Raw genomic sequence first — 19891 nt, forward strand, 5'->3', positions numbered from 1 at the left:
GCTCAAGGCCTCATCGCCGGGGATTCGACGGACTGCTGGCGGGGAGCGGTCACCAGGTACGGGCGGACGCTCTTGACCAGCATCGCCATCTCGTAGCCGAGCACCGCCGCGTCGGCCTCTCGCCCGGCGAGCACGGCCAGGCAGGTGCCGGAGCCCGCCGTGGTGACGAACAGCAGCGTCGAGTCGAGTTCGACCACGACCTGCCGTACGTCGCCACCGTCTCCGAAGCGGACGCCGGCGCTGCGGCCAAGGGAGTACAGACCGGAGGCCAGGGCGGCCATGTGGTCGGCGCTGTCCGGGTCGAGTCCGTGCACGGACTTCACGAGCCCGTCGCAGGACAGGAGCACGGCGGCGGTCGTGTGCGGTACGCGCTGCACGAGGCCGCTCATCAGCCAGTCGAGATCGGATACGTGGGCGGTCGGCGCATCGCTCGCCATGGTGGATCGACTCCTTGGGTTACGAAGGTCTGCGGGAGCGCTGGGGGCGGGGGTCGTCATCCGGTGGGGGTGCTCCCGTCGTGCCGGGTGACGGTGTGGTCGGACATCGGGTTCCTGTGCGCGGACTCCAGGTGCGTCGGCTCCGTGGACGCCGGCTCCACGGACGTCTCATCCAGGTGCCCCGGCTCGCTGTGGGCCGCCCGCGCCTCGTCCCACGCCGTGTTCTCGGTCTCCAGGTGCTGCTGCGCCTCGGCGAGGCTGATGCCGCGCTGGAAGGCCGCCATCAGGCCGGGGTCGTGGCCGGCGAGGTGGTCGGGGTCCTGGCGCGGTGCCGGGCCGTCGCGCAGCTGGGGCGCGATGTGTTCCTGGGCGCGGCGGCGGGGCAGTTGCGGCTTGCCCATGGTGCCGCGCACGGCGCCGTTGCGGGGGGCGGGCGGCGTGGTCACGTTCTCGGCGAGGAGCTGACGGTCGTCGGGCCGGATGCCGGGCCGCGCCTCGGCCGGGTTGGGACGCTCACGACGGGTGCCGCGCACGGGCAGGGGCGTGTGCGGGCCACTCGCCGGGCTGCCCTGCGGGGCTTGCTGGGCTCCGTGCCGGTATCCGGCGGGTGTGGCCGGTGCCGCGAGCGGGGCCGGCGACGGTGAGCCGGACGCGGGCACCGACGCGAGCGGGAATCCGGCGACGGACGCCGCACGGGGGTCGGGCGCATCCCCGAACGGCCCGTCGGGTACCGCGCCTCCGAGCGGCTTGTCCGCCCCGGCCCCGTCCTCCTGCCCCTGCGTGTGCTGCCCGTCATGCTCGGGCCGGCCGTGCTGCCGCACCGGCACCGCCAGCCGGTCCGTGCCCGCCGGCCCGACATCCGGCAGGTCCGCGCCGTCCCCGGGCGCCTTCGGCTCCGGCCCCAGCAGCGCCTGCGGCACGACGAGCACGGCCTGCACCCCGCCGTAGATGTTGGTCTGGAGGCGGACGGTGATGCCGTGCCGCCGGGCCAGCTGCGAGACGACGAACAGCCCGATGCGGCCGTCCGCGAGCAGCCGCGCGACGTTCACCTGGTCGGGGTCGGCGAGCAGCGCGTTCATCCGCGTCTGCTCCTCCAGGGGCATGCCCAGGCCGCGGTCCTCGACCTCGACGGCGAGCCCGGAGGTGACGAGGCCCGCGCGCAGCAGCACCTGGGTGTGCGGGGCGGAGAACACCGTGGCGTTCTCGACGAGTTCGGCCAGCAGGTGGATGACGTCGGCCACCGCGTGCCCGCGCAGGGTGCCGTCGATCGGCGGCACCAGCTTGACCCGCGAGTACTGTTCGACCTCGGCGATGGCCGAGCGCAGCACCTCGGTCATGGAGACCGGGTTGCTCCACTGGCGGCGGGAGGCGGCCCCGCCGAGCACCGCGAGGTTCTCGGCGTGGCGGCGGATGCGGGTGGCCAGGTGGTCGACATGGAAGAGCCCCTTGAGCAGTTCGGGGTCCTCCATCTCGTTCTCGAGCTCGTCGAGGATGGAGATCTCCCGGTGCACCAGTGACTGCAGGCGCCGGGCGAGATTGACGAAGACGTCGAGCTTCTGTTCGCTGCCCGTCTGGCTGGAGAGCTGCGAGGCCTGGACGACGGCGGTGACGGCACAGTGGTGTGCCCGGGCCAGATCCGCGGCGAGGAGTTCCACGTCGTCGGCGTCCTCGGCGGTGCCGCCGCGGGGGCTCTCGGGGCTGTTCTGCGGCGGTCCGTCGCCGCGGCGCAGTGTCTCGACCAGGGCGCGCAGGTCGGCCTCGCGCCGCGTGGTGGTGCGGCGCAGCACTGCGATGCGGTCGTGCAGGGACCTGGCGGCGCGGTTGGCGGCCACCGCCGCGACGACGATGCCGACCAGGGTCACCGAGACCGCCCCGGCGAGCACGGCCCACAGCGTGAGGCCCGGCCGTGCTCCGGTGGACCGGATGACGAAGAGTACGGCCGCACAGCCGCTGAGGGCGACGGCGACGGGGGGCAGCACGGCGATCCGCAGCAGTTGGGGCCGTATGTGGGTCTCGGGCAGCGCGGGTGCGGTGCGGGCGGGCGGCCGCCCGTGCCGGCCGCCCTCACGGCGGTCTGCGTGTGCGGCCGGGGCGCGGAAGTGAGACATCGGTGTCCTGCTACTGGTCCGTCGGGACTGGGTGCCAGGGGGGCTTGCGAGGGTGCGCCCGGGCTCACGCGGCCGCTTCCGCGCGCCCCGAGCAGAGCGCCCCGGGCCGCCCCGTTTGTGCGTGGCTCGGACGCGCCCGGATTCCGGGTGCGGTGCCCCGGAAGCCGCGGGGGTGCCCGGACCGGCGTCGGTCGTGCGCGGGCAACGGGGATCCTCCTCGCGTCGACCCCCTCGTCCGCCCTGCGCCTGCACGTGCCGGTCCCCACTCCCTGATCCGTCTGACTCCCGACGGACACTGACAGTAGTCGTCAGCGCATCATGTGCGGTGGGCAGTTGACAAACTCATAGGGCAAGCGTCCTGCTCTGGTATGAGGCCTCGCACGACAGACCGATAACCCCCGGACACAGTCGGCCGCGAACGAAGGAATTTCGATCCGTCCTGGTCAGAAGCGGACACCGGACCGACGGCGAGGGCCGGGGAGCCTGTCGCTCCCCGGCCCTCGCCGTCGGCCCGGTGTCCGCCCGGGTCAGCCCGCCGGAAGCGCCTCGGGGTCCTCCGTGGCCTTCTCGCCCTCCCACTCTTCGTCACTCAACGTATCGGTCTGGCCATGACTGCCGCGGCTGTTCAGGCCTTGACCGTGGCAGACGCGGTCGGCCAGCTCGGCCGCCGCCTCGGCCGCCGCCGGAGCCGACTTGAACCCGGAGCCCGACCAGCCCGCCGCCACCACGGTGCGCGGAATGCCGGGCACGGGTCCCAGCAGAGGTGCCGGACTGACGTACAGGTCGCGGCCGCGAACGCTGGTGAGCGCCTTCGCCCCGGTCAGGAACGGCAGCCGCGGACCTGCCCGTTCCCGGAGCAGGTCGATCTGATCCGACGTCAGGACGGTGTCGGCGGCGGGCGGCACGTTCCACTCCTCCACCGGAAATCCGGCCAGCACCGCGTCCAGGCCGTCGGGCCGCGCCCACATCCCGGTGGTCAGGTCGACCAGCGCGGGGAACGGGTCGCCCCCCGTGCCGGACGGCCGCTCGAAGATCGCGTACTGGATTCGCTTGGTGCGGGCCGTGTGCCCGGCCGGCCAGTGCTCACCGAGCAGTTCGGGCGTGCCGCAGCCCGCTGCCAGCACCGCCGCCGCCGCGTGCAGGTGACCGTCCACGACGACTTCGGAACCGGAGCCGGCGGCCAGCGTCCGGATGGCGGTGCCGTGCACGATGTGCGCCCCGGCACGGCGCGCCCGGTCCGTCATCGCGGCCAGCGCCACGGCCGCCACCGCGTACCCGCCACCCGGCTCCCACACCGCGCCCTCAAGACCTCCGCCCTCGATCAGCGGCCAGCGGCGGGTCACGTCGTCGATGTCCAGGACCTCGGCGGCAAGGCCCCCGGCGACCAGGTCGGCGACTCCCTCGTCCGCGGCGGCCCTGCCCCCCGGGCCGAACAGGACCAGCGCGCCGGTCCTGCGGAAACCATGGGCGGCCGCCCGCTCCTCACGGCCCCACAGAAGCTGGAACGATCTGATCGCCCGGGCCCGCTCGGCGGGGTCGGCCTCAAAGGCCCGCACCAGTGCCCCGGACACCGTGCTGGCGGCGTCTCCACCACCGTCCAGCAGCGCCACCGACCGTCCGCGCTCCGCGACTTCGGCCGCCGTCGCCCTGCCGACCACGCCCGCTCCGACCACTGCCACGTCGAAGGAACCCCGAGACGTGGGAGGGGCCGCGACGGGCAGCACCTCCCAGCCGGCGCCGGGTGAACCCTGCACCGGCTCGCCCCGCGCGTCCAGCACCCAGGCCAGTTCGCCCCGCACGGTCTGCACCAGCCGCTCGCCACGGCGCTCCGGATGCTTGCCGAGAGCTCCCGCCAACGCCGCGCAGGCCGCCACCACCCGCGCCGATGGTCCTCCGGCCAGCCGGGCGACCCGCACGCCCTCGACGGCGGCCCCGGCGAGCTCGGCGAACTCGGGTACGTCGCAGTCGTCGGTGGCGACGATCCACTGTCCCGGCTCCAGCGGCGTACGGCTCCGCAGCAGCGCGGCCGCCCCGTGGTGGACACCGCAGAGCGCGACCGCCGCCCCCTCGGCCGCGTGCCACCGGGAGTGCACACCGACCCGCAGTTCCGGCTCGGCGGCCTCCCGCAGGAGTCCGGCGAGGCGCAGCCCGTAGCCGGTACCGTCGTGCACCACGTCCAGGCGCTCGTACCCCTGCTCGCGGCAGGCCGCCACCACGGCCGCGGCCTGCCCGGCGTCGTCGGAGCACAACCTCAGCGCGAGGCCGTCGGACCCGTCGAGCAGCCCGGGTGCCGTGGCGAGCGGCAGCAGCACCGGCAACCGGTGCTCCCGGTAGACCGGCAGCGCCTCGCGGGCACCGAGGCTGTTGAAGTGGCCGACGACCGCGGCGAATCCGCCGTCGGTGACGATCTCGTCCGCCCTGACCCGGCCCTGCTCCGCGTCACCCTGGTCGTCGAAGAACTCCCACTCGACGGGGGCCCGGCGCACCGAGTCGACCGCGCTGCTCAGGAGTTCGCCCCAGGCGGCGCGTGGCCCGCTGAAGGGCCCCACCACGGCCACCCGGGGGCGCCGGCGCGCATCCCGTACTCGCATCGGCCGTCAGCTCCCGAAGACCGGGCCGTCCGGCAGCGTGAGCACCGTCCCCGCCGGGGGCGGGGTCAGCGCCGCCGCGTCCACGCGCCGTCCGGGGTCCCATCCCAGGACCTCGCTGAGCCGGGCGGCGCCCATGGGGACGATCGGGGCCGCCCAGGCAGCCAGCGCCGACGCCACGGCGAGTTCACCACTGAGGGCGGCCCGGTACGCGTCGCGGCCCGCTGGGCGCTCCCGCTCGTGGCGGTGGACGTGTCCGAAGTCGGCCCCGAGGCACACGACTTCGTCGAGGAGAGCGACCGCGCGGCGGGTGTCGAACCCCTCGACGGAGTACGCCTCGCGCAGCTCGTGGCAGAGGCGGGTGAGGCGTGCCTCGAGCAGCTTCCAGCCGTCGGCTCCGGCCGGTCGCTCGGCCGGGGCGACGCCGCCCGTCTCCACGCGTACGGCCTCCATCAGGCGGTTCAGCCAGTCGTTCCACACGGTGTCGAGGTGCTCGCGAGCCCGGACGAGGTCGCCGCGACTGAAGCTGGTCTGCCGGCCGTTGGGCCGGTCCCGCAGCACGTGGAAGCGCAGGGCGTCGGCGCCCCCCTCCTTCAGCGCCTCCAGCGCCCACACCGCGTGCCGGCGGCTCGTGGAGAACTTCTTCCCCTCCAGCCGGTAGAACTCGTTGACGATGAACGCCCTGGCCAGCGGCATCTCCGGGTCCCAGGCCATGAAGAGCGCCGGGAAGAGCACGGCGTGGAAGTAGCCGTTGTCGTAGCCGAAGAACTGGATGGGACCGACGGAGGGCCGGGCGGAGTCGGGATCGCACTGCAGGAGGTACCCGGGCGCCATCTCGAACCACACGAAGGTCCGCTGGTCCTCGAAGCCGGGCACGGTCACCGGGACACCCCAGTCGGAGGGGTGACTGACCGCGATCTCCGGCATGCCGTCCCCGAGCATCCGCTCGCACAGCGCCCGCAGGTGCGGCGGCATCAGCGTGTCCCGCCAGAAGCGGGCCAGTCGGTCGGCGAAGGGCGCCAGCGGCAGGTAGAGGCGGGTCTGCGGGCGCAGCTCGGCCGCCGCGCCGCACACGACGCAGTGCGGATCGACCAGGTCGCCGCAGTCGTTGGGCCGGCCGCACGGCTCGCAGGCGTTGCCGTTGGAGCTGCTGCCGCAGTGCGGACACCCTCCGGTGACATACGCCTCGTAGAGCCAGCGGTCGCAGGGCACGCAGTAGGGGAGCGGCCGGGTGCGGGGCACCAGCACTCCGTTGTCGTACAGCTTCTGGAAGAACGTCTGGACGAACTCGGCGTACCCCGGATCGCGGCGCGGCGCGACCAGCCGGTCGAAGTCGGCTCCGGCGAGTTCCCAGCCGCGGGTGATGCGCTCGCCGTTGAGGTCCGCCACCTCCTCGCCGGTGTGTCCGTCGAGTTCCCCGCGCACGGCGACGTAGCTCTGGTGGTCGTCGAGGCCACTGGTCATCAGGACGCGCTCGCGCTCGGCGAGGACGAAGCGGCGCAGCACGTCGGCGCCGAGGTAGGGGCCCGCCAAGTGGCCCACGTGCAGTTCGCCGTTGGGCGTCGGCGGAGTCGCGGTGATCCAGGTGAGGGTGGACGCGCTCATGCCTCGTCCCCGTTCTTCGGGTTCTGCGGGTTCTGCGGGTTCTGCGGGTTCTGCGGGTTCTCCGGCTCGTGCAGGGGCCAGTAGAAGGAGACCCAGCTGAGGCCGGTGTCACCGGAGCTGTGCACGACGTGGGTCTGGTTGCGGGGAATGACCAGCACCGTGCCGGTGTCGATGGCGGCGCTCTCCTCGCCGACGTCGACCGTGCCCCGGCCGCCCAAGGTGATCATCACCTCGTCCTGGTCGTGGCAGTCGGGCGCGGATCTGTCTCCTGGGGACAGGAAGCAGGCCATGGCGCCGAAGGGCGGCTCCTCGCCCTGTCCGGCCCAGGGCACCAGGCGCTGGCAGGCCATGCCGAACTCCTGGGCGGCGTTCTCTTCGTGGATACGGAACGTCCTGATCATGTGCCTCTCGTTCTCTCAGCACGCGCTTGTGGGGCGTCCATCGGTCCTGGTCGGCTGTCAGTACGCCTTGGCCGGGGCGGCGTCCTGCCGCGCGACGGCCGGGTTCACCGCGCGTCCGGTGCGTTCCAGCACGGAGTCGAGGACCTCGCCGGCCCGTACGGCGGCGTTGGACAGCAGTGAGGAGGTGATGCCGTGAGAGTGCTCGGTGCCTCCGCAGAGGTACACGCCCGCCTCCGCCTCGGCCGTGGTGGCGACCCGGTACTCGCGCTCGACGAGCAGTCTTCCCTCCGCGTCACGGCGCAGCAGGTCTCCGGCGGGGCCGAGCAGGTCCAGCGGGTCGGCTGCGCGGTAGCCGGTGGCGCACACCAGCAGATCGGCCTCCAGGTCGGTGGTGCGACCCGTGGGCAGGTGATGGATCGTCAGCTTCACGGACTCGTCGGACTCCTGGACGTCGCGCATCACCGAGACGTTGTGCAGGCGCAGACGCTCGACGCCGACGATCTTGTCCTGGTAGATCCGGCGGTACATCTCCTCGATGAGGTCGACGTCCACGACCGAGTAGTTGGTGTTGGCGTGGTAGCCGAAGAGCGAGCCCTTGACCTGCTGGGGCGCGCCGTGGAAGTCGTCGACGGCCGAGGGATCGAAGATCCTGTTGGCGAAGGGACTGTCGTCGGCCTGGCTGTAGCCGAACCGGGAGAAGACCGCGTGCACTTCGGCGGCCGGGTAGGCGCGGTGCAGGTGGTCGGCGACCTCGGCGGCGCTCTGCCCCGCGCCCAGGACGACGAATCGGCGCGGGGTGCGCTCCGAGGCGTCCAGCCGCGCGAGGTCGTGCAGCGTGGTCGAGCTGTGCCGTACGTGCGCGGAGACCTCGAGCCCGCTGGGCATACGGGGTATCAGGCCCGGAGCGAGCACCAGGTTGCGGGCCTTCCTGACGGTCAGTTCGCCCTTGCCCTCGTCGCGGGCGATGACCTCGAAGTGGGTGACGACCCCGTCCTCGGTGACCGGCCGGGCGGAGACCATCTCGTGGCCGTAGCGGACCAGGTGGTCCAGTTGGCCCGCGCACCAGGAGAGGTAGTCGTGGAACTCCACGCGTGACGGATACAGGACCTTGTGGTTGATGAAGTCGACGAGCCGGTCCCGGGCGTGCAGGTAGGGGACGAAGCCGAAACGGCTGACCGGATTGCGCATCGTCGCGAGGTCCTTGAGGAAGGCCACCTGCATGGTGGCGCCCTCGATGAGCATGCCGCCGTGCCAGTCGAACGCGGGTTTGCGTTCGAGGAACTCGGCGGTGAGCGGGGCGGTGCCGCCGGTCTCGTTGTGCTCGGTGACCGCGATCGCGAGTGCCAGGTTGGCCGGGCCGAACCCCACGCCCAGTACGTCGACGACAGGGCCGTCCGTCCGCGACGAATCCATGTGTTTCCCTTTCAGTCTTGTGCCGGACGCCCCACGAGTTCGGAGCCCTCCCCGTCGAGCGCGGCCCGTTCCCGGGCGCGTGCGACCAGGACGGTGCGGTACTTGAGGATGATCACGACTCCGAAGACGCCGTACAGCGCCGCGACCCCCCAGCGCGAGACGACCGCTCCGAGGGTCATGCACAGCGAGGCGATGAGCAGGGCGAGGCGGACGTTGAGGTTGAAGACCGCCATGTACTTGGTGCGCGACTGCTCGGGGACCAGGTCGGCCAGCATGGTCTGCTGCACCGGCACGTTGAGCAGCTCGCCGACGGTGAGGACCAGCATGGCCAGGAGAAGTACCCAGCCGCTGCCCGACACGGCCATCACCATGTAGCCGGCGGTGAACAGGATCACGCCGGCGTACAGCCGCGGCCCGTCGCTCATCCGGCGCAGCACCCGGTGGACGACCAGGGCGAGCAGGACCACCAGGAGCGTGTTCTCGGCGCGCAGGATGCCGAGGATCTCGACGCCGTTGACGGTCGCGTCCCAGGATCCGAAGCTGAACAGCCGCTGTTCCTCGAAGGTCTCGCTGACCCGTACGTTGATGTAGTAGTTGATCTGGACTTCGATGGCCATGCGGAGGGTCGCCGCGATGAGAAGCGCCGAGAAGAGCCGGTCGGCGAGGACCGCGCGGTATCCGGATGCGAAGCTGCGGATGTAGGCGCGCGCCGACTCGGACTTCTGCGAAGCCGTGTCGGCCGGAGCCGTCTCGCTGATCTTGACGAAGGTGACCAGGAACACGGCGAGCGATCCGGCGGCGACGGCCGCGAGCATCTGGGGGAAGTAGTCCCCGTACAGGAAGCCACCGATGAGAACACCGCAGGCGAGGGCGAGGTTGATCGACCAGTAGTTGATCGTGTAGACGAACTGCCGTGACTCGGGGGTGCTGACGTCGACGACCATCGCGTCGTTCGCCGGCACCGCGAGGTTGGAGGCGAGGCTCCCGGCGAGGAAGCCGGCGTAGATGACGCCGGCGTTCTCCCACCAGGGCATCGCGGCGGCTGCCATCGTCACGTACGCGACGACGACACCCGCCTCACCCGCCAGCAGCAGCGGGCGGCGGCCGTGGATGTCGGCCAGGTAGCCACCGATCAGCGATCCCGACACCTCGCACACGGCGATGACCAGGACCATCGCACCCGCCGCCGCAACACCGAACCGCTGGGCCAGGAACACGGTCATCAGGGGCATGACCATGACGTGGAGGAAGCGCTGCACGGATCCCACGACGATGCGGACGCGGAGGTTGGGGTGCAGAGACCGGAACTTCATGTCAGGCACGCACTCCGGTGTAGATGTCGTAGTACTCACCGGCGACGGGCGTCTTGCGCACGTCGGTGAGGCCGCAGCCCTTGAGGATCTCGATGAGCTGGTCGTGGCGCAGGTAGCGGGACCGCCGCTGGAACTCCGAGTGGATGCCGTCCACCGTCAGCCTGCTCGACCAGGTGCGGATCCCCGTGGACCGGTCGATCGAGATGGTCTCGGCGATGTCGACGGTGTGCTGCCCGATGCGCAGGGTGGGGTGGACGACCGACTGGTCCTCGCGCCGCTCCAGATCCTCGGCACGCGTGATGTCGACGTAGAAGCGCCCGCCGGGACGCACGCAGGCCACCCACTGGCCGATGGCCTCGGCCATCGTGGACTGGTCGGCCAGCCCTTCGTCGTCCCAGGCGCCGGCGTAGATGTAGTTGCCCCCGCCGCGGTTCATCACCACGTCGAAGCCCTCGGCGTGCCGGCGCGGGAGGTCCTCCCACAGCACGAGTTCGGGCCGGACGTCGAGGCCCTCGATGCGGGCGTTGCGCCGGAAGTGCGTCAGCATCAGTTCGCTGCCGTCGGTGCAGGTCACGTCATAGCCGCGGCGGATCAGCTCCAGCGCGGGAAAGCCGCTTCCGCAGGCGCAGTCGAGAATGCGGAGCCCCTCCGCGGGCCCCAGCCACTCGGCTATTCCGTCGGCGGTCTCCTCACGGTCGAACTCGAAGAGCATGCACAGTTCCCACAGCGTGCCGATATCCGGATCCCCGGCGTCCAAGGCCGCCTCGATGCGCGCATCGGAAACTGACACGACTTCACCGTTCGTCAAGGCTAATGCTTTTCCCACACCCCATCCCTCCCATGCCATATGAACATTTACCGTGACCTTCGCAGCGCGTAGAGCCCCTTGTCAAGCGGTTCCTGAAATCATCTCAGGCCTCCTGTCTTCGCTATAGAGCCGCGTTATGAGCTGATTAGGAGAAAGGATTGGACAGGCCCTCGCCTTTCGTGAGCCACTGGTTAAGTGCACTCCCGAATGCGAAACGTGCACATTGCTCCGTACCGGAATTCCGAAAGCACGCCGGAGGCAGCCCTGATGCTCGATGAGCACTCGCGTGTGTTCCGCAGGCGGCGGTACCTCATGTGTCCGCCGACCCATTTCGACGTCACCTACTCGATCAATCCATGGATGGACCTGAGCAAACCGGTCGACCAACGACTGGCCGTCGCGCAGTGGGAGGACCTGCGAGACCTGTACGTCGCGCTGGGACACACCGTCGAGCTGATCGATCCCCTGCCCGGTCTGCCGGACATGGTCTTCGCCGCGAACGGGGCCACCGTCGTGGACGGCCGGGTGCTGACCGCACGCTTCCGCAACGCGGAGCGCGCCGCCGAGGCACCCGCCTACGCCGAGTGGTTCCGCGCCAACGGCTTCTTGGAGGTGCGTGAGTCCGACCACGTGAACGAGGGCGAGGGCGACTACCTCGTCACCGGCCGCTGGTTGCTGGCCGGCTGCGGCTTCCGCTCCGACCCCGCGGGCCATCTCAAGGCCCAGGAGTACTTCCGGCGCCCGGTGGTGAGCCTCACCCTGACCGATCCGCGCTACTACCACCTCGACACCGCTCTCGCCGTGCTCGACGACGACCAGATCATGTACAACCCGTCCGCCTTCTCCCCCGGCAGTCTCGCGGTGCTGCGCGACCTGTTCCCCGACGCGCTGATCGCCTCCGAAGCCGATGCCGCGGTCTTCGGCCTCAACGCGGTCAGCGACGGGTACAACGTGGTCCTGGCACAGGCCGCGACCGGGCTGATCGAGCAGTTGCGCGCGCACGGCTTCAACCCCGTCGGCGTGGACCTGTCCGAACTGCTGAAGGCCGGCGGCGGCGCCAAGTGCTGCACGCAGGAGATCCGCATGCCGCTCACCGCCGAACACCGGACGGACGCAGTTCCCGCTTAGCCAGGGTGCGCGGGATCCGGGCGACCGCCGCGCCGTCCGACGGCCGTCCGCGCCTTGGCCGCCCGGCGGCGACGGCCTCCGGCACGGACGAAGGAGGCACGGCCGGTCCTACGGCACCGTGGACGAACGACACGAAGGTGTGCAGGGCGGCATTGGCGTTGTCCTTCCGCCAGGCCAGCGCCATCGGCACGGCGACCGGCTCGGCGAAGGACTTGAACACCACGCCCGGCACGGCCAGCAGCGCCGCCGACGGCTCGGTGACCAGCGTGATGCCCGCCCCCTGTGCCACGGCCGCCAGCATGTGGGCCTCGTCGGGTTCCAGCCGGCTGATCTCCGGCGCGGCACCCTGGCCGTACACGGCGCCGAGGATGGACTCCCACAGGCCGCTGCGCTCACGCGGGAAGAACACCAGCGGCTCGCCGGCGAGGTCCGCCGGACAAACGCCGGGCCGGTCCGCGAGCGGGTGGCCGGTCGGGACGGCGACGACCACGCGGTCGTAGGCGATGACGGAGCACTGGAGGTCGTCGCCGTCGATCGGCGGCCGTATGAAGCCGGCGTCGATCGCGCGCATCCGGATCCTCTCGACGTTCGAGTGGGTGTGGCCCGTCGCGGTCTCGACGGTCATGTGGGGGTACTGCTCACGGAATCGGCTGGTCAGTTCGGATGCCAGCCCGATGCCGCCCGAGCGGGAGTAGGAGAGGGTGAGCTTGCCGTTGTGACGGCCTGCCAGCACACTGGCGAAGCGATCGAACTCCTCGGCGTGGGCGAGCAGTTGCCGGGCCTTCGGCTCCAGTACCCGGCCCGCGGCCGTCAGGGCGACGCCCTGCCGGTCACGCTCGAACAGCGGCATGCCGAGCCGGCGCTCCAGCGCCTTGATGCCCTGGGAGAGTCCCGGCTGCGTCATGTGCAGTCGCACCGCGGCCCGGCCGAAGCTCAACTCGTCGGCCACGGCCAGGAAGTAGCGCAGACCCCGCAGGTCCCCGGCGGTGATGCCCTCGCTCTCGAAGACGTTCTGACCGTTCACGGCGCACGCTCCAGCAGCCCACGGGTACGCAGCACGTACCGCTCCAATGGTGCGAAGACAAGGAGTTCGACACTGATGCCGACGCACAGGATCAGCAGAATCGTCGCGAGGACCAGAGGCATGTCCTGCGCCACGCGCCCGTTCTCCAGCATCTGGCCCAGCCCGTACCCCATCTCCGGGGATCCCGCGATGAGTTCGGCGGCCATCAGGGACCGCCAGGAGAACGCCCAGCCCTGTTTCAGCCCTGCGAGGTAACCGGGCAGGGCGGCGGGCAGCAGGATGTGACGCACTCCCCGCAGGCCCCGTGCGCCCAGCGACCGCCCGGCGCGCACGAACAGCGGCGGCACCTGGTCCATGCCCGCCACCAGCCCGTTGGCGACGGACGGTACGGCACCCAGCAGCACGACGGCGTAGATGGCGGTGTCCGTCAGGCCGAACCAGATGACCGCCGCCGGGACCCACGCCACCGAGGGCAGGGACTGCAACCCGGACAGGATCGGCCCGACGGCGGTCCTGACGGGCCGTACACGCCACACGAGCAGTCCGAGGGGCGTACCGATGGCGATCGCCGCCAGGAAGCCGAGGGCGCCGCGCGAGACGCTCTGGCCGATCACGCCCAGCGTGGTGCCCAGGTACCACTGTTCCACCAGGGCGTCCCACACCGCGCGGGGTCCGGGCAGGACGTAGTCCGGTTTGACCCCCGCGAGGTGGACCAGCTCCCAGACCGTCAGGATCAGGGCGATGGCCACCACGGGGGGCGTCACGCGCGTCAGCAGCACCTTGCCCAGCCTGGCGCCGCCCTTGTGCTGTGCGCTCTGCAGAGCGTCCAGCCCGGTACTCAGCCCGTCCAGTTCGTTGCCGTCCCGCGGGGTGTTGGGCAGGAGGGTCCGGGGATCCGCCGCCCTCCGGGGCCGTCTGGTGTCAGCTCCTGGCATGACGGCTGATTTCCTTGCGTAACTCTTCCGTGATTTCCTTCGACTTCTCCGCCACTGCCTCGTCCTCCAGACGCCTGGGGTACGTCAGGTCGATGCGCCACTCACGGGCGATCCGGCCCGGCCGGGAGGTCAGCAGCACCACCCGGCCGCCGAGCCGCACCGCCTCCCGGACGTTGTGGGTCACGAAGAGCACCGACAGGCTGCGGGCGTCCGTGCCGGGCTGGTTCCACTCCTGCCAGACCCGGATCAGCTCCTCGTGCAGAAGGTCGCGGGTGATCGCGTCCAGCGCCGCGAACGGCTCGTCCATCAACAGGACTTGTGACGCCTGGGCCAGGGCGCGGGCCAGCGCGACGCGTTGGCGCATGCCGCCGGACAGCTCGTGCACCCGTTTGCCGTACGCGCCGCTCAGGCGGACGAGCCCCAGCAGGCGTTCCGCCTCAAGGCGGCGCTCACGCCGCGGAACTCCTCTGAGCCTGAGCGCCAGTTCGATGTTCTTGCCGGCGGTCAGCCACGGGAACAGGGCATGTTCCTGGAACATCAGCGCGGGGCGCGGGCCCACCGCCGAGACCTCCCCCGCGCTGGGTTCGTCGATCCCGGCCGCCAGGGCGAGCAGGGTGGACTTGCCGCAGCCGGAGGCACCCAGGAGACACACGAACTCGCCGGGTGCCACGGCCAGGCTGATGTCGTCGAGCACGAGCTGATCGCCGCGGGGGCGGCCGAAGGACTTGGACACCCCTCGCAGTTCAAGCGCGGGCGGGGCCGCGGGGGCGTGCGCCGGGGCCGCCCGCGGGCCCGGCGGCCTGCCGGCCGTCGCGATGGACTCGGCCGTGCGCGGGGGGTCGTACACCGGCCGGTTCACAGGCCTCCCTCGCAGCCGTCCGTGAACGCGGCGCCCGCCATGCCCGCGGCCAGTGTGGCCCCGTCGGCCGGATCGATCAGCAGGAAGGATCCGGTGCGGCGCGAGTGCGCGTATCCGTCCATGGCCAGCGGCTCGGAGGTGTGCAGCACGATCGTCGCGAGGTCGTTGGCGGTCAGGGAATCCGGCCGGGGACGGCGCGCCAGACCGTGTCCGGTGTCGATCCGGTAGGGGAGGTCCTTGACGACCGCCTTGACCGTGCGCGTGGTGTGCTTGAGCAGCACGTGGGCCCCCACGACGAGGGGCCTCTCATGCAGGTGGCAGACCGTCGCCTCGACACGCCGCGTGAGTTCGGGGGCGCCGGCGGTCGGCACGACCAGGTCACCGCGGGCGACGTCCAGGGCGTCGTCGAACAGGACGGTCACGGACTCAGGGGCCGAGGCGCTCGGGACGGGGACACCCAGGGCGTCGATGGCCGCGATGGTCGTCACCTGGCCGGAGGGCAGCACGGTGACGGACTCTCCGACGTGGAAGCTGCCGGCGGCGATCTGGCCCGCGTATCCGCGGTAGTCGGGGTGCTCGGCGGTCTGCGGCCGGATCACGTACTGCACCGGGAGGCGCGCGTCGCCGGACAGGTCGCGGCTCACCGGGACGCTTTCCAGGTGTTCGAGGACGGTGGGGCCGCCGTACCAGTCCATGTTCGCGGACGGCTCGACGACGTTGTCCCCGGCCAGCGCCGAGATCGGGATCGCGGTGATCTCCGGGACGCCCAGTTCGGTCGCGTACGCGGTCAGCTCCACCGCGATCCGCGCGAACACCGCCTCCTCGTAACCGGCGAGGTCCATCTTGTTCACCGCGAGCACCACGTGCGGCACCCGCAGCAGAGCGGCGATGGCGACATGGCGGCGGGTCTGCTCCACCACCCCCTTGCGGGCGTCGACGAGGACGACGGCCAGGTCGGCTGTGGAGGTGCCGGTGACCATGTTCCGGGTGTACTGCTCGTGGCCCGGGGAGTCGGCCAGGACGAACCGGCGCCGCGCGGTGGCGAAGTAGCGGTGCGCCACGTCGATGGTGATGCCCTGCTCGCGCTCGGCGCGCAGACCGTCGGTCAGCAGTGCGAGGTCCGGGGTGTCCCGGCCGCGGTTGCGGGATGCCTGCTCGACGGCCTCCAGCTGGTCGGCCAGCACACTCTTCGAGTCGTACAGAAGCCGTCCCACCAGCGTGGACTTGCCGTCGTCGACGGAGCCCGCGGTGGCGAAGCGCAGCAGGGTGGTGGCGCCCGCCGGCCCCTCGGCGGTCTGCTCGGTGGTCGTCCTCATCCCTAGAAGTACCCTTCGCGCTTGCGGTCTTCCATCGCCGCTTCGGAGAGCTTGTCGTCGGCGCGCGTGGCGCCCCGCTCGGTCAGCCGGGTCGCGGCGATCTCCGTGATGACCTGCTCGACGGTCCTGGCGTCCGAGTCCACCGCGCCGGTGCAGGACATGTCCCCGACCGTCCGGTAACGGACCAGGCGTTTCTCCACCGGTTCGGACGCGGTGGGTCCGCCCCACTCCCCCGCTGTCAGCCACATCGCGGAGCGCCGGAACACCTCCCGTTCGTGGGCGAAGTAGATCTCCGGCAGCTCGATCCGTTCGCGCTGGACGTACTGCCACACATCGAGTTCGGTCCAGTTGGACAGCGGGAAGACCCGCACGTGCTCGCCCGGAGCGTGGCGGCCGTTGTAGAGCTGCCAGAGCTCGGGGCGCTGCCGGCGCGGATCCCACTGCGAGAACTCGTCCCGCAGGGAGAACACCCGTTCCTTGGCCCGCGCCTTCTCCTCGTCCCGCCGTGCGCCGCCGAGCACCGCGTCGAAGCGGTGCTGCCGGATGGCCTCGGTCAGCGGGAGGGTCTGGAGCGGGTTGCGGGTGCCGTCGGGGCGCTCGCGCAGGACTCCGCGGTCGATGTAGTCCTGCACGTCGGCCACGAGCAGCCGCAGCCCGTACCGGGCCACCGTCCGGTCCCGGTAGGCGATCACCTCCGGGAAGTTGTGCCCGGTGTCCACGTGCAGCAGCGGGAACGGGACCGGCGCCGGGGCGAACGCCTTCCGCGCCAGGTGCAGCATGACGATGGAGTCCTTGCCTCCGGAGAACAGCAGCACCGGGTTCTCCAGCTCACCCGCCACCTCACGGATGATGTGCACCGCCTCCGACTCCAGCGAGTCCAGGTGGCTCCAGATCCGCGACACCGGCATGTGCGACTGCGCTGCGGTCGCCCCCGTCACAACAACCCCCTCACGATCAGCAAAGCGTGCAGCATCACGGCGGACTCCTGCACGGTCTGGTTCTGGGTCTCGATGCGCAGGTCCGGGGACTCGGGCACCTCGTAGGGGTCGTCCACCCCTGTCAGACCGGTCAGTTCGCCTGCGGCCTGCTTGGCGTACAGCCCCTTCACATCGCGTTTCGCGCACACCTCCACGGGCGTGGCGACGTGAACCTCCAGGTACGGGGTCCCGCTCTGTTCGTGGCGCTTGCGCACGGCCTCACGGCTGTCCCGGTACGGGGCGATCACCGGGACCAGGGCGATGATCCGGTTCCGGGCGAGGATCTCGGCGACCAGCCCGATGCGCTGCACGTTCGTGTAGCGGTCCTCGCGGCTGAAGCCGAGGCCGGCCGAGAGGAACGAGCGGATCACGTCACCGTCGAGCACCTCGACGCGGTGTCCGTCGCCGCGTAGCCGTTCGGCGAGCGCGGCGGCGATGGTGGTCTTGCCGGAGCTCGGCAGTCCGGTCAGCCAGACGGTACAACCCTGGTGTAAGACGGCCGTCATACGCCCGCGCCCTCCTCGGCGACCGGCCAGTCGGGGCAGACCCGGGCGAACGCCGCCCGGAACGGCTCGTGCAGCTCCGGTGCGCAGACGGCCAGGTCGGGCAGCATCGGATCGGCCCGGTTGTAGCGCGGCACACTGCCGTCGAGCCTGAGTACGGTGCAGCCGTAGTGGGCGGCGACGGCCGCGGGTGCCGCCGAGTCCCACTCGTACTGGCCGCCGGCGTGCACGTAGAGATCCGCCTCGCCGAGCACGACGGACGCGGTCTTGGCCCCGGCCGAACCCTGGGGTACGAGGTCGGCGCCCAGTTCCTCGGCCAGACGGGTGACGAACTCCGGCGGCCGGGTGCGGCTGACCAGCATCCGCGGACGCCGCCGGACGGCCGCCCGGGGCGGCACCGGATCGTCGGTGCACAGGACGGTGCCGCGTGCGGGCAGCGCGACGGCTCCCGCCCTCAGCCGGCCCTCCTCCCACAGGGCCACGTGCACGGCCCAGTCCTCGCGGTGAGGCTCGGCGAACTCGCGGGTGCCGTCGAGCGGATCGATGATCCAGACCCGGCGCGCGCTCAGCCGGCCCCGGTCGTCGGCCGCCTCCTCCGACAGGACCGCATCGTACGGCCGGTGCCGCTTGAGCAAGTCGGCGAGGACCGACTGGGCACCACGGTCGCCGGCGGCCTTCAGTTCGCGCGGGTCGGTGTCCGGCGCCGCCGCTGCTCTGATCTCCATGAGCCGCGCGCCCGCCTCCTCCGCGCAGGCCCGCGCGAAGGCGTGGTCGTCCTGGTGCGCCTCACCCGTGTCGTGTGTGTCAGTGGAACTCATGTGTTCTCCCCGTGCTGGTCGAGCCCGGCCCCGGTTCAGCAGAACCCTGCGGCCCGAGAACCCGTTGGAGGAAGGTGCGGGTGCGTTCCTGGCGGGGATCGTCGATGACCTGCGACGGCAGGCCCTCCTCGACGATCACTCCGGCGTCCATGAAGACGACGCGGTCGGCCACGTCCCGCGCGAAAGCCATCTCGTGCGTGACGACGAGCATCGTCATGCCGTCCAGAGCGAGGTCGCGCATGACGGTGAGTACCTCGCCGACGAGTTCGGGATCGAGGGCGGAGGTCGGCTCGTCGAAGAGCATCACGCTGGGGTTCATCGCCAGCGCCCGGGCGATGGCGACGCGCTGCTGCTGCCCGCCGGACAGCTGCGCCGGGTAGGCGTCGGCCTTCTCCGCGACGCCGACGCGGGCCAGGCAGTCACGCCCCACACGCTCCGCCTCGGCTCGGTCCCTCTTCAGGACACGCCGCTGGGCGATGGTCACGTTTCCCAGCACCGTCAGGTGAGGGAAGAGGTGGAACATCTGGAACACCATGCCCATCCGCCGCCGGGCCGCGTCCAGGTCGGTGTCGGGGTGGTTCATGCGGACACCGTCGACCGTGACGACGCCCGAGGTGGGCTCCTCGAGCATGTTCACACAGCGCAGCAGCGTGGACTTGCCGGACCCGGAGGGGCCGATGACGCACACGACCTCGCCCGGCGCGATGCGCAGGTCGACTCCCTTGATGACGTCGAGCCCTCCGTACGACTTGTGCAGTGCGACCACTTCGACGGCTGGTTGAGCCGTGGCCATGCGTCAGCCCCTTTCGGCGCGGCGGCTCTCCAGCCGGCGCACCAGGATCCCGAGCGGGACGGTGATGAGGAGGTAGCCGAGACCGGCCACCACGAGCGGGGTGGAATCGGCCTGGTCGGCCGCCACGTCGGAACCGAACTTGGCGAGTTCGGTGGTGGCCGCCGTGACCCCCAGGACGAACGCCAACGAGGAGTCCTTGAAGAGCAGGACGAGTTCGTTGGTCAGAGGCGGCACGACGATGCGCAGGGCCTGCGGCACCACGATCGAGAACATCGCCCGGGTGTGCGACATGCCCAGGCAACGGGCGCTCTCCATCTGCCCCTTGGGCACGGCCTGGATGCCGGCCCGGAAGGTCTCGGCCATGTACGCCGCCGAGACCAGGCCCAGTGCCAGCGCCACCTGCCCGTAGATGTCCCCGGGCAGCGCGAATCCGGGGAAGGCGACCGGGATCCCGAAGCCGATGATCAGGAAGATCACCAGCGCCGGCAGTCCCCGGAAGATCTCGATGTAGAGCAGGGCCGTCCAGCGGTGCAGCGGTACGGACGACAGGCGCATCAGGGCCAGCACGAGCCCGAGCAGGAAGCCGAGGACGTACCCGGAGAGCGTGTAGAGGACGGTGTTGCGCAGCGCCACCGTGAGCAGTTCGGGGAAGGTCTCGCGGGCGACGCCCAGGTCGAGGAAGTGCTCCTGGACGGCGGCCCAGTCGACCTGGAGCCCCACCGCGGCGACGACGATCACGAACACCGCGTACTGCACGGTCAGGCTGATGCGTCGACGGCGGCGCGGGCTGGAACCGGCTGTCGCGGAGGGTGCGGGAGCGGGGTCGAGGGGCAGGGGAGCTGCGGACGTCTTGGCCATGGCTCCC

The 19891-nt window shown here is 71.3% G+C and carries 18 protein-coding genes; 1 reads left to right on the forward strand and 17 read right to left on the reverse strand.

The window, feature by feature from the left end; all coding sequences use genetic code 11:
• Nucleotides 1-2: 2 nt before the first annotated feature.
• The 8 genes from IE212_RS05155 to IE212_RS05190 form a co-directional block, all read right to left on the reverse strand.
• Nucleotides 3-437: a roadblock/LC7 domain-containing protein gene (locus tag IE212_RS05155; protein ID WP_190196481.1), complete on the reverse strand. Its 435-nt coding sequence runs from the start codon at nucleotides 435-437 to the stop codon at nucleotides 3-5.
• Between the two features lie 56 nt (nucleotides 438-493).
• A complete protein-coding gene (locus IE212_RS05160; RefSeq protein ID WP_190196482.1) occupies nucleotides 494-2545 on the reverse strand; it encodes an ATP-binding protein in 2052 nt (683 codons plus the stop codon).
• A gap of 527 nt (nucleotides 2546-3072) precedes the next feature.
• The gene (locus IE212_RS05165) at nucleotides 3073-5136 is read right to left on the reverse strand and encodes an FAD-dependent oxidoreductase (protein WP_190196483.1); all 2064 of its coding nucleotides are present in this window, start codon (nucleotides 5134-5136) and stop codon (nucleotides 3073-3075) included.
• A 6-nt stretch (nucleotides 5137-5142) separates the two neighbouring features.
• On the reverse strand, nucleotides 5143-6738 hold the full coding sequence (locus IE212_RS05170) for a class I tRNA ligase family protein (protein WP_190196484.1): 1596 nt from the start codon (nucleotides 6736-6738) through the stop codon (nucleotides 5143-5145).
• Nucleotides 6735-7139, reverse strand: coding sequence for a cupin domain-containing protein (locus IE212_RS05175; RefSeq protein ID WP_190196485.1), 405 nt, complete (start codon nucleotides 7137-7139; stop codon nucleotides 6735-6737). Before IE212_RS05175 ends, IE212_RS05170 begins: the two co-directional genes overlap by 4 nt.
• 57 nt (nucleotides 7140-7196) lie before the next feature.
• Nucleotides 7197-8552 carry a lysine N(6)-hydroxylase/L-ornithine N(5)-oxygenase family protein gene (locus IE212_RS05180; RefSeq protein WP_190196486.1) on the reverse strand — a complete coding sequence of 452 codons (1356 nt, stop codon included), beginning with the start codon at nucleotides 8550-8552 and terminating at the stop codon, nucleotides 7197-7199.
• Nucleotides 8553-8563: 11 nt separating this feature from the next.
• Nucleotides 8564-9865 (reverse strand): MFS transporter, encoded by a 1302-nt coding sequence (locus IE212_RS05185; protein ID WP_190196617.1) that lies wholly within the window; start codon nucleotides 9863-9865, stop codon nucleotides 8564-8566.
• A 1-nt stretch (nucleotide 9866) separates the two neighbouring features.
• Nucleotides 9867-10655 (reverse strand): class I SAM-dependent methyltransferase, encoded by a 789-nt coding sequence (locus IE212_RS05190; RefSeq protein ID WP_229864062.1) that lies wholly within the window; start codon nucleotides 10653-10655, stop codon nucleotides 9867-9869.
• A 285-nt stretch (nucleotides 10656-10940) separates the two neighbouring features.
• On the opposite strand from IE212_RS05190, the gene ddaH reads away from it, so the two are divergent.
• Nucleotides 10941-11801: a dimethylargininase gene (gene ddaH / locus IE212_RS05195; protein WP_190196487.1), complete on the forward strand. Its 861-nt coding sequence runs from the start codon at nucleotides 10941-10943 to the stop codon at nucleotides 11799-11801.
• Here ddaH and IE212_RS05200 read toward each other — a convergent pair.
• The 9 genes from IE212_RS05200 to IE212_RS05240 form a co-directional block, all read right to left on the reverse strand.
• Nucleotides 11764-12825, reverse strand: coding sequence for a LysR family transcriptional regulator (locus IE212_RS05200; protein WP_190196488.1), 1062 nt, complete (start codon nucleotides 12823-12825; stop codon nucleotides 11764-11766). The two genes, ddaH and IE212_RS05200, sit on opposite strands and share 38 nt — an antisense overlap.
• Nucleotides 12822-13760 (reverse strand): ABC transporter permease, encoded by a 939-nt coding sequence (locus IE212_RS05205; protein WP_190196489.1) that lies wholly within the window; start codon nucleotides 13758-13760, stop codon nucleotides 12822-12824. The genes IE212_RS05200 and IE212_RS05205 overlap by 4 nt, the downstream gene beginning before the upstream one ends.
• Entirely contained in the window at nucleotides 13747-14502 is a 756-nt protein-coding gene (locus IE212_RS05210; protein ID WP_229864080.1) for an ABC transporter ATP-binding protein, read from the reverse strand. Before IE212_RS05210 ends, IE212_RS05205 begins: the two co-directional genes overlap by 14 nt.
• Nucleotides 14503-14615: 113 nt before the next feature.
• Entirely contained in the window at nucleotides 14616-15935 is a 1320-nt protein-coding gene (locus tag IE212_RS05215; protein ID WP_190196490.1) for a sulfate adenylyltransferase subunit 1, read from the reverse strand.
• Between the two features lie 2 nt (nucleotides 15936-15937).
• Nucleotides 15938-16843: a sulfate adenylyltransferase subunit CysD gene (cysD, locus tag IE212_RS05220; RefSeq protein ID WP_190196620.1), complete on the reverse strand. Its 906-nt coding sequence runs from the start codon at nucleotides 16841-16843 to the stop codon at nucleotides 15938-15940.
• Between the two features lie 26 nt (nucleotides 16844-16869).
• The gene (gene cysC, locus IE212_RS05225) at nucleotides 16870-17418 is read right to left on the reverse strand and encodes an adenylyl-sulfate kinase (protein ID WP_190196491.1); all 549 of its coding nucleotides are present in this window, start codon (nucleotides 17416-17418) and stop codon (nucleotides 16870-16872) included.
• Nucleotides 17415-18233: a 3'(2'),5'-bisphosphate nucleotidase CysQ gene (locus IE212_RS05230; protein WP_190196492.1), complete on the reverse strand. Its 819-nt coding sequence runs from the start codon at nucleotides 18231-18233 to the stop codon at nucleotides 17415-17417. The genes cysC and IE212_RS05230 overlap by 4 nt, the downstream gene beginning before the upstream one ends.
• Nucleotides 18220-19026, reverse strand: coding sequence for an amino acid ABC transporter ATP-binding protein (locus IE212_RS05235; RefSeq protein ID WP_190196493.1), 807 nt, complete (start codon nucleotides 19024-19026; stop codon nucleotides 18220-18222). The genes IE212_RS05230 and IE212_RS05235 overlap by 14 nt, the downstream gene beginning before the upstream one ends.
• Before the next feature lie 3 nt (nucleotides 19027-19029).
• Nucleotides 19030-19884, reverse strand: coding sequence for an amino acid ABC transporter permease (locus tag IE212_RS05240; RefSeq protein WP_190196494.1), 855 nt, complete (start codon nucleotides 19882-19884; stop codon nucleotides 19030-19032).
• Between the last annotated feature and the right edge of the window lie 7 nt (nucleotides 19885-19891).

Origin of the sequence: Streptomyces djakartensis, assembly GCF_014651075.1 — a bacterium.
In the GTDB taxonomy this organism is placed as follows: domain Bacteria; phylum Actinomycetota; class Actinomycetes; order Streptomycetales; family Streptomycetaceae; genus Streptomyces; species Streptomyces djakartensis.

Excerpts from the sequence above, each read along its gene's own strand:
- ddaH (WP_190196487.1), top strand. The coding sequence starts at position 10,941 with ATGCTCGATGAGCACTCGCGTGTGTTCCGCAGGCGGCGGTACCTCATG.
- IE212_RS05170 (WP_190196484.1), bottom strand. The coding sequence starts at position 6,738 with ATGAGCGCGTCCACCCTCACCTGGATCACCGCGACTCCGCCGACGCCC.
- IE212_RS05155 (WP_190196481.1), bottom strand. The coding sequence starts at position 437 with ATGGCGAGCGATGCGCCGACCGCCCACGTATCCGATCTCGACTGGCTG.
- cysD (WP_190196620.1), bottom strand. The coding sequence starts at position 16,843 with ATGCCGGTGTCGCGGATCTGGAGCCACCTGGACTCGCTGGAGTCGGAG.
- IE212_RS05240 (WP_190196494.1), bottom strand. The coding sequence starts at position 19,884 with ATGGCCAAGACGTCCGCAGCTCCCCTGCCCCTCGACCCCGCTCCCGCA.
- IE212_RS05180 (WP_190196486.1), bottom strand. The coding sequence starts at position 8,552 with ATGGATTCGTCGCGGACGGACGGCCCTGTCGTCGACGTACTGGGCGTG.
- IE212_RS05215 (WP_190196490.1), bottom strand. The coding sequence starts at position 15,935 with ATGAGGACGACCACCGAGCAGACCGCCGAGGGGCCGGCGGGCGCCACC.
- IE212_RS05175 (WP_190196485.1), bottom strand. The coding sequence starts at position 7,139 with ATGATCAGGACGTTCCGTATCCACGAAGAGAACGCCGCCCAGGAGTTC.
- IE212_RS05160 (WP_190196482.1), bottom strand. The coding sequence starts at position 2,545 with ATGTCTCACTTCCGCGCCCCGGCCGCACACGCAGACCGCCGTGAGGGC.
- IE212_RS05165 (WP_190196483.1), bottom strand. The coding sequence starts at position 5,136 with ATGCGAGTACGGGATGCGCGCCGGCGCCCCCGGGTGGCCGTGGTGGGG.
- cysC (WP_190196491.1), bottom strand. The coding sequence starts at position 17,418 with ATGACGGCCGTCTTACACCAGGGTTGTACCGTCTGGCTGACCGGACTG.
- IE212_RS05230 (WP_190196492.1), bottom strand. The coding sequence starts at position 18,233 with ATGAGTTCCACTGACACACACGACACGGGTGAGGCGCACCAGGACGAC.
- IE212_RS05185 (WP_190196617.1), bottom strand. The coding sequence starts at position 9,865 with ATGAAGTTCCGGTCTCTGCACCCCAACCTCCGCGTCCGCATCGTCGTG.
- IE212_RS05205 (WP_190196489.1), bottom strand. The coding sequence starts at position 13,760 with ATGCCAGGAGCTGACACCAGACGGCCCCGGAGGGCGGCGGATCCCCGG.
- IE212_RS05235 (WP_190196493.1), bottom strand. The coding sequence starts at position 19,026 with ATGGCCACGGCTCAACCAGCCGTCGAAGTGGTCGCACTGCACAAGTCG.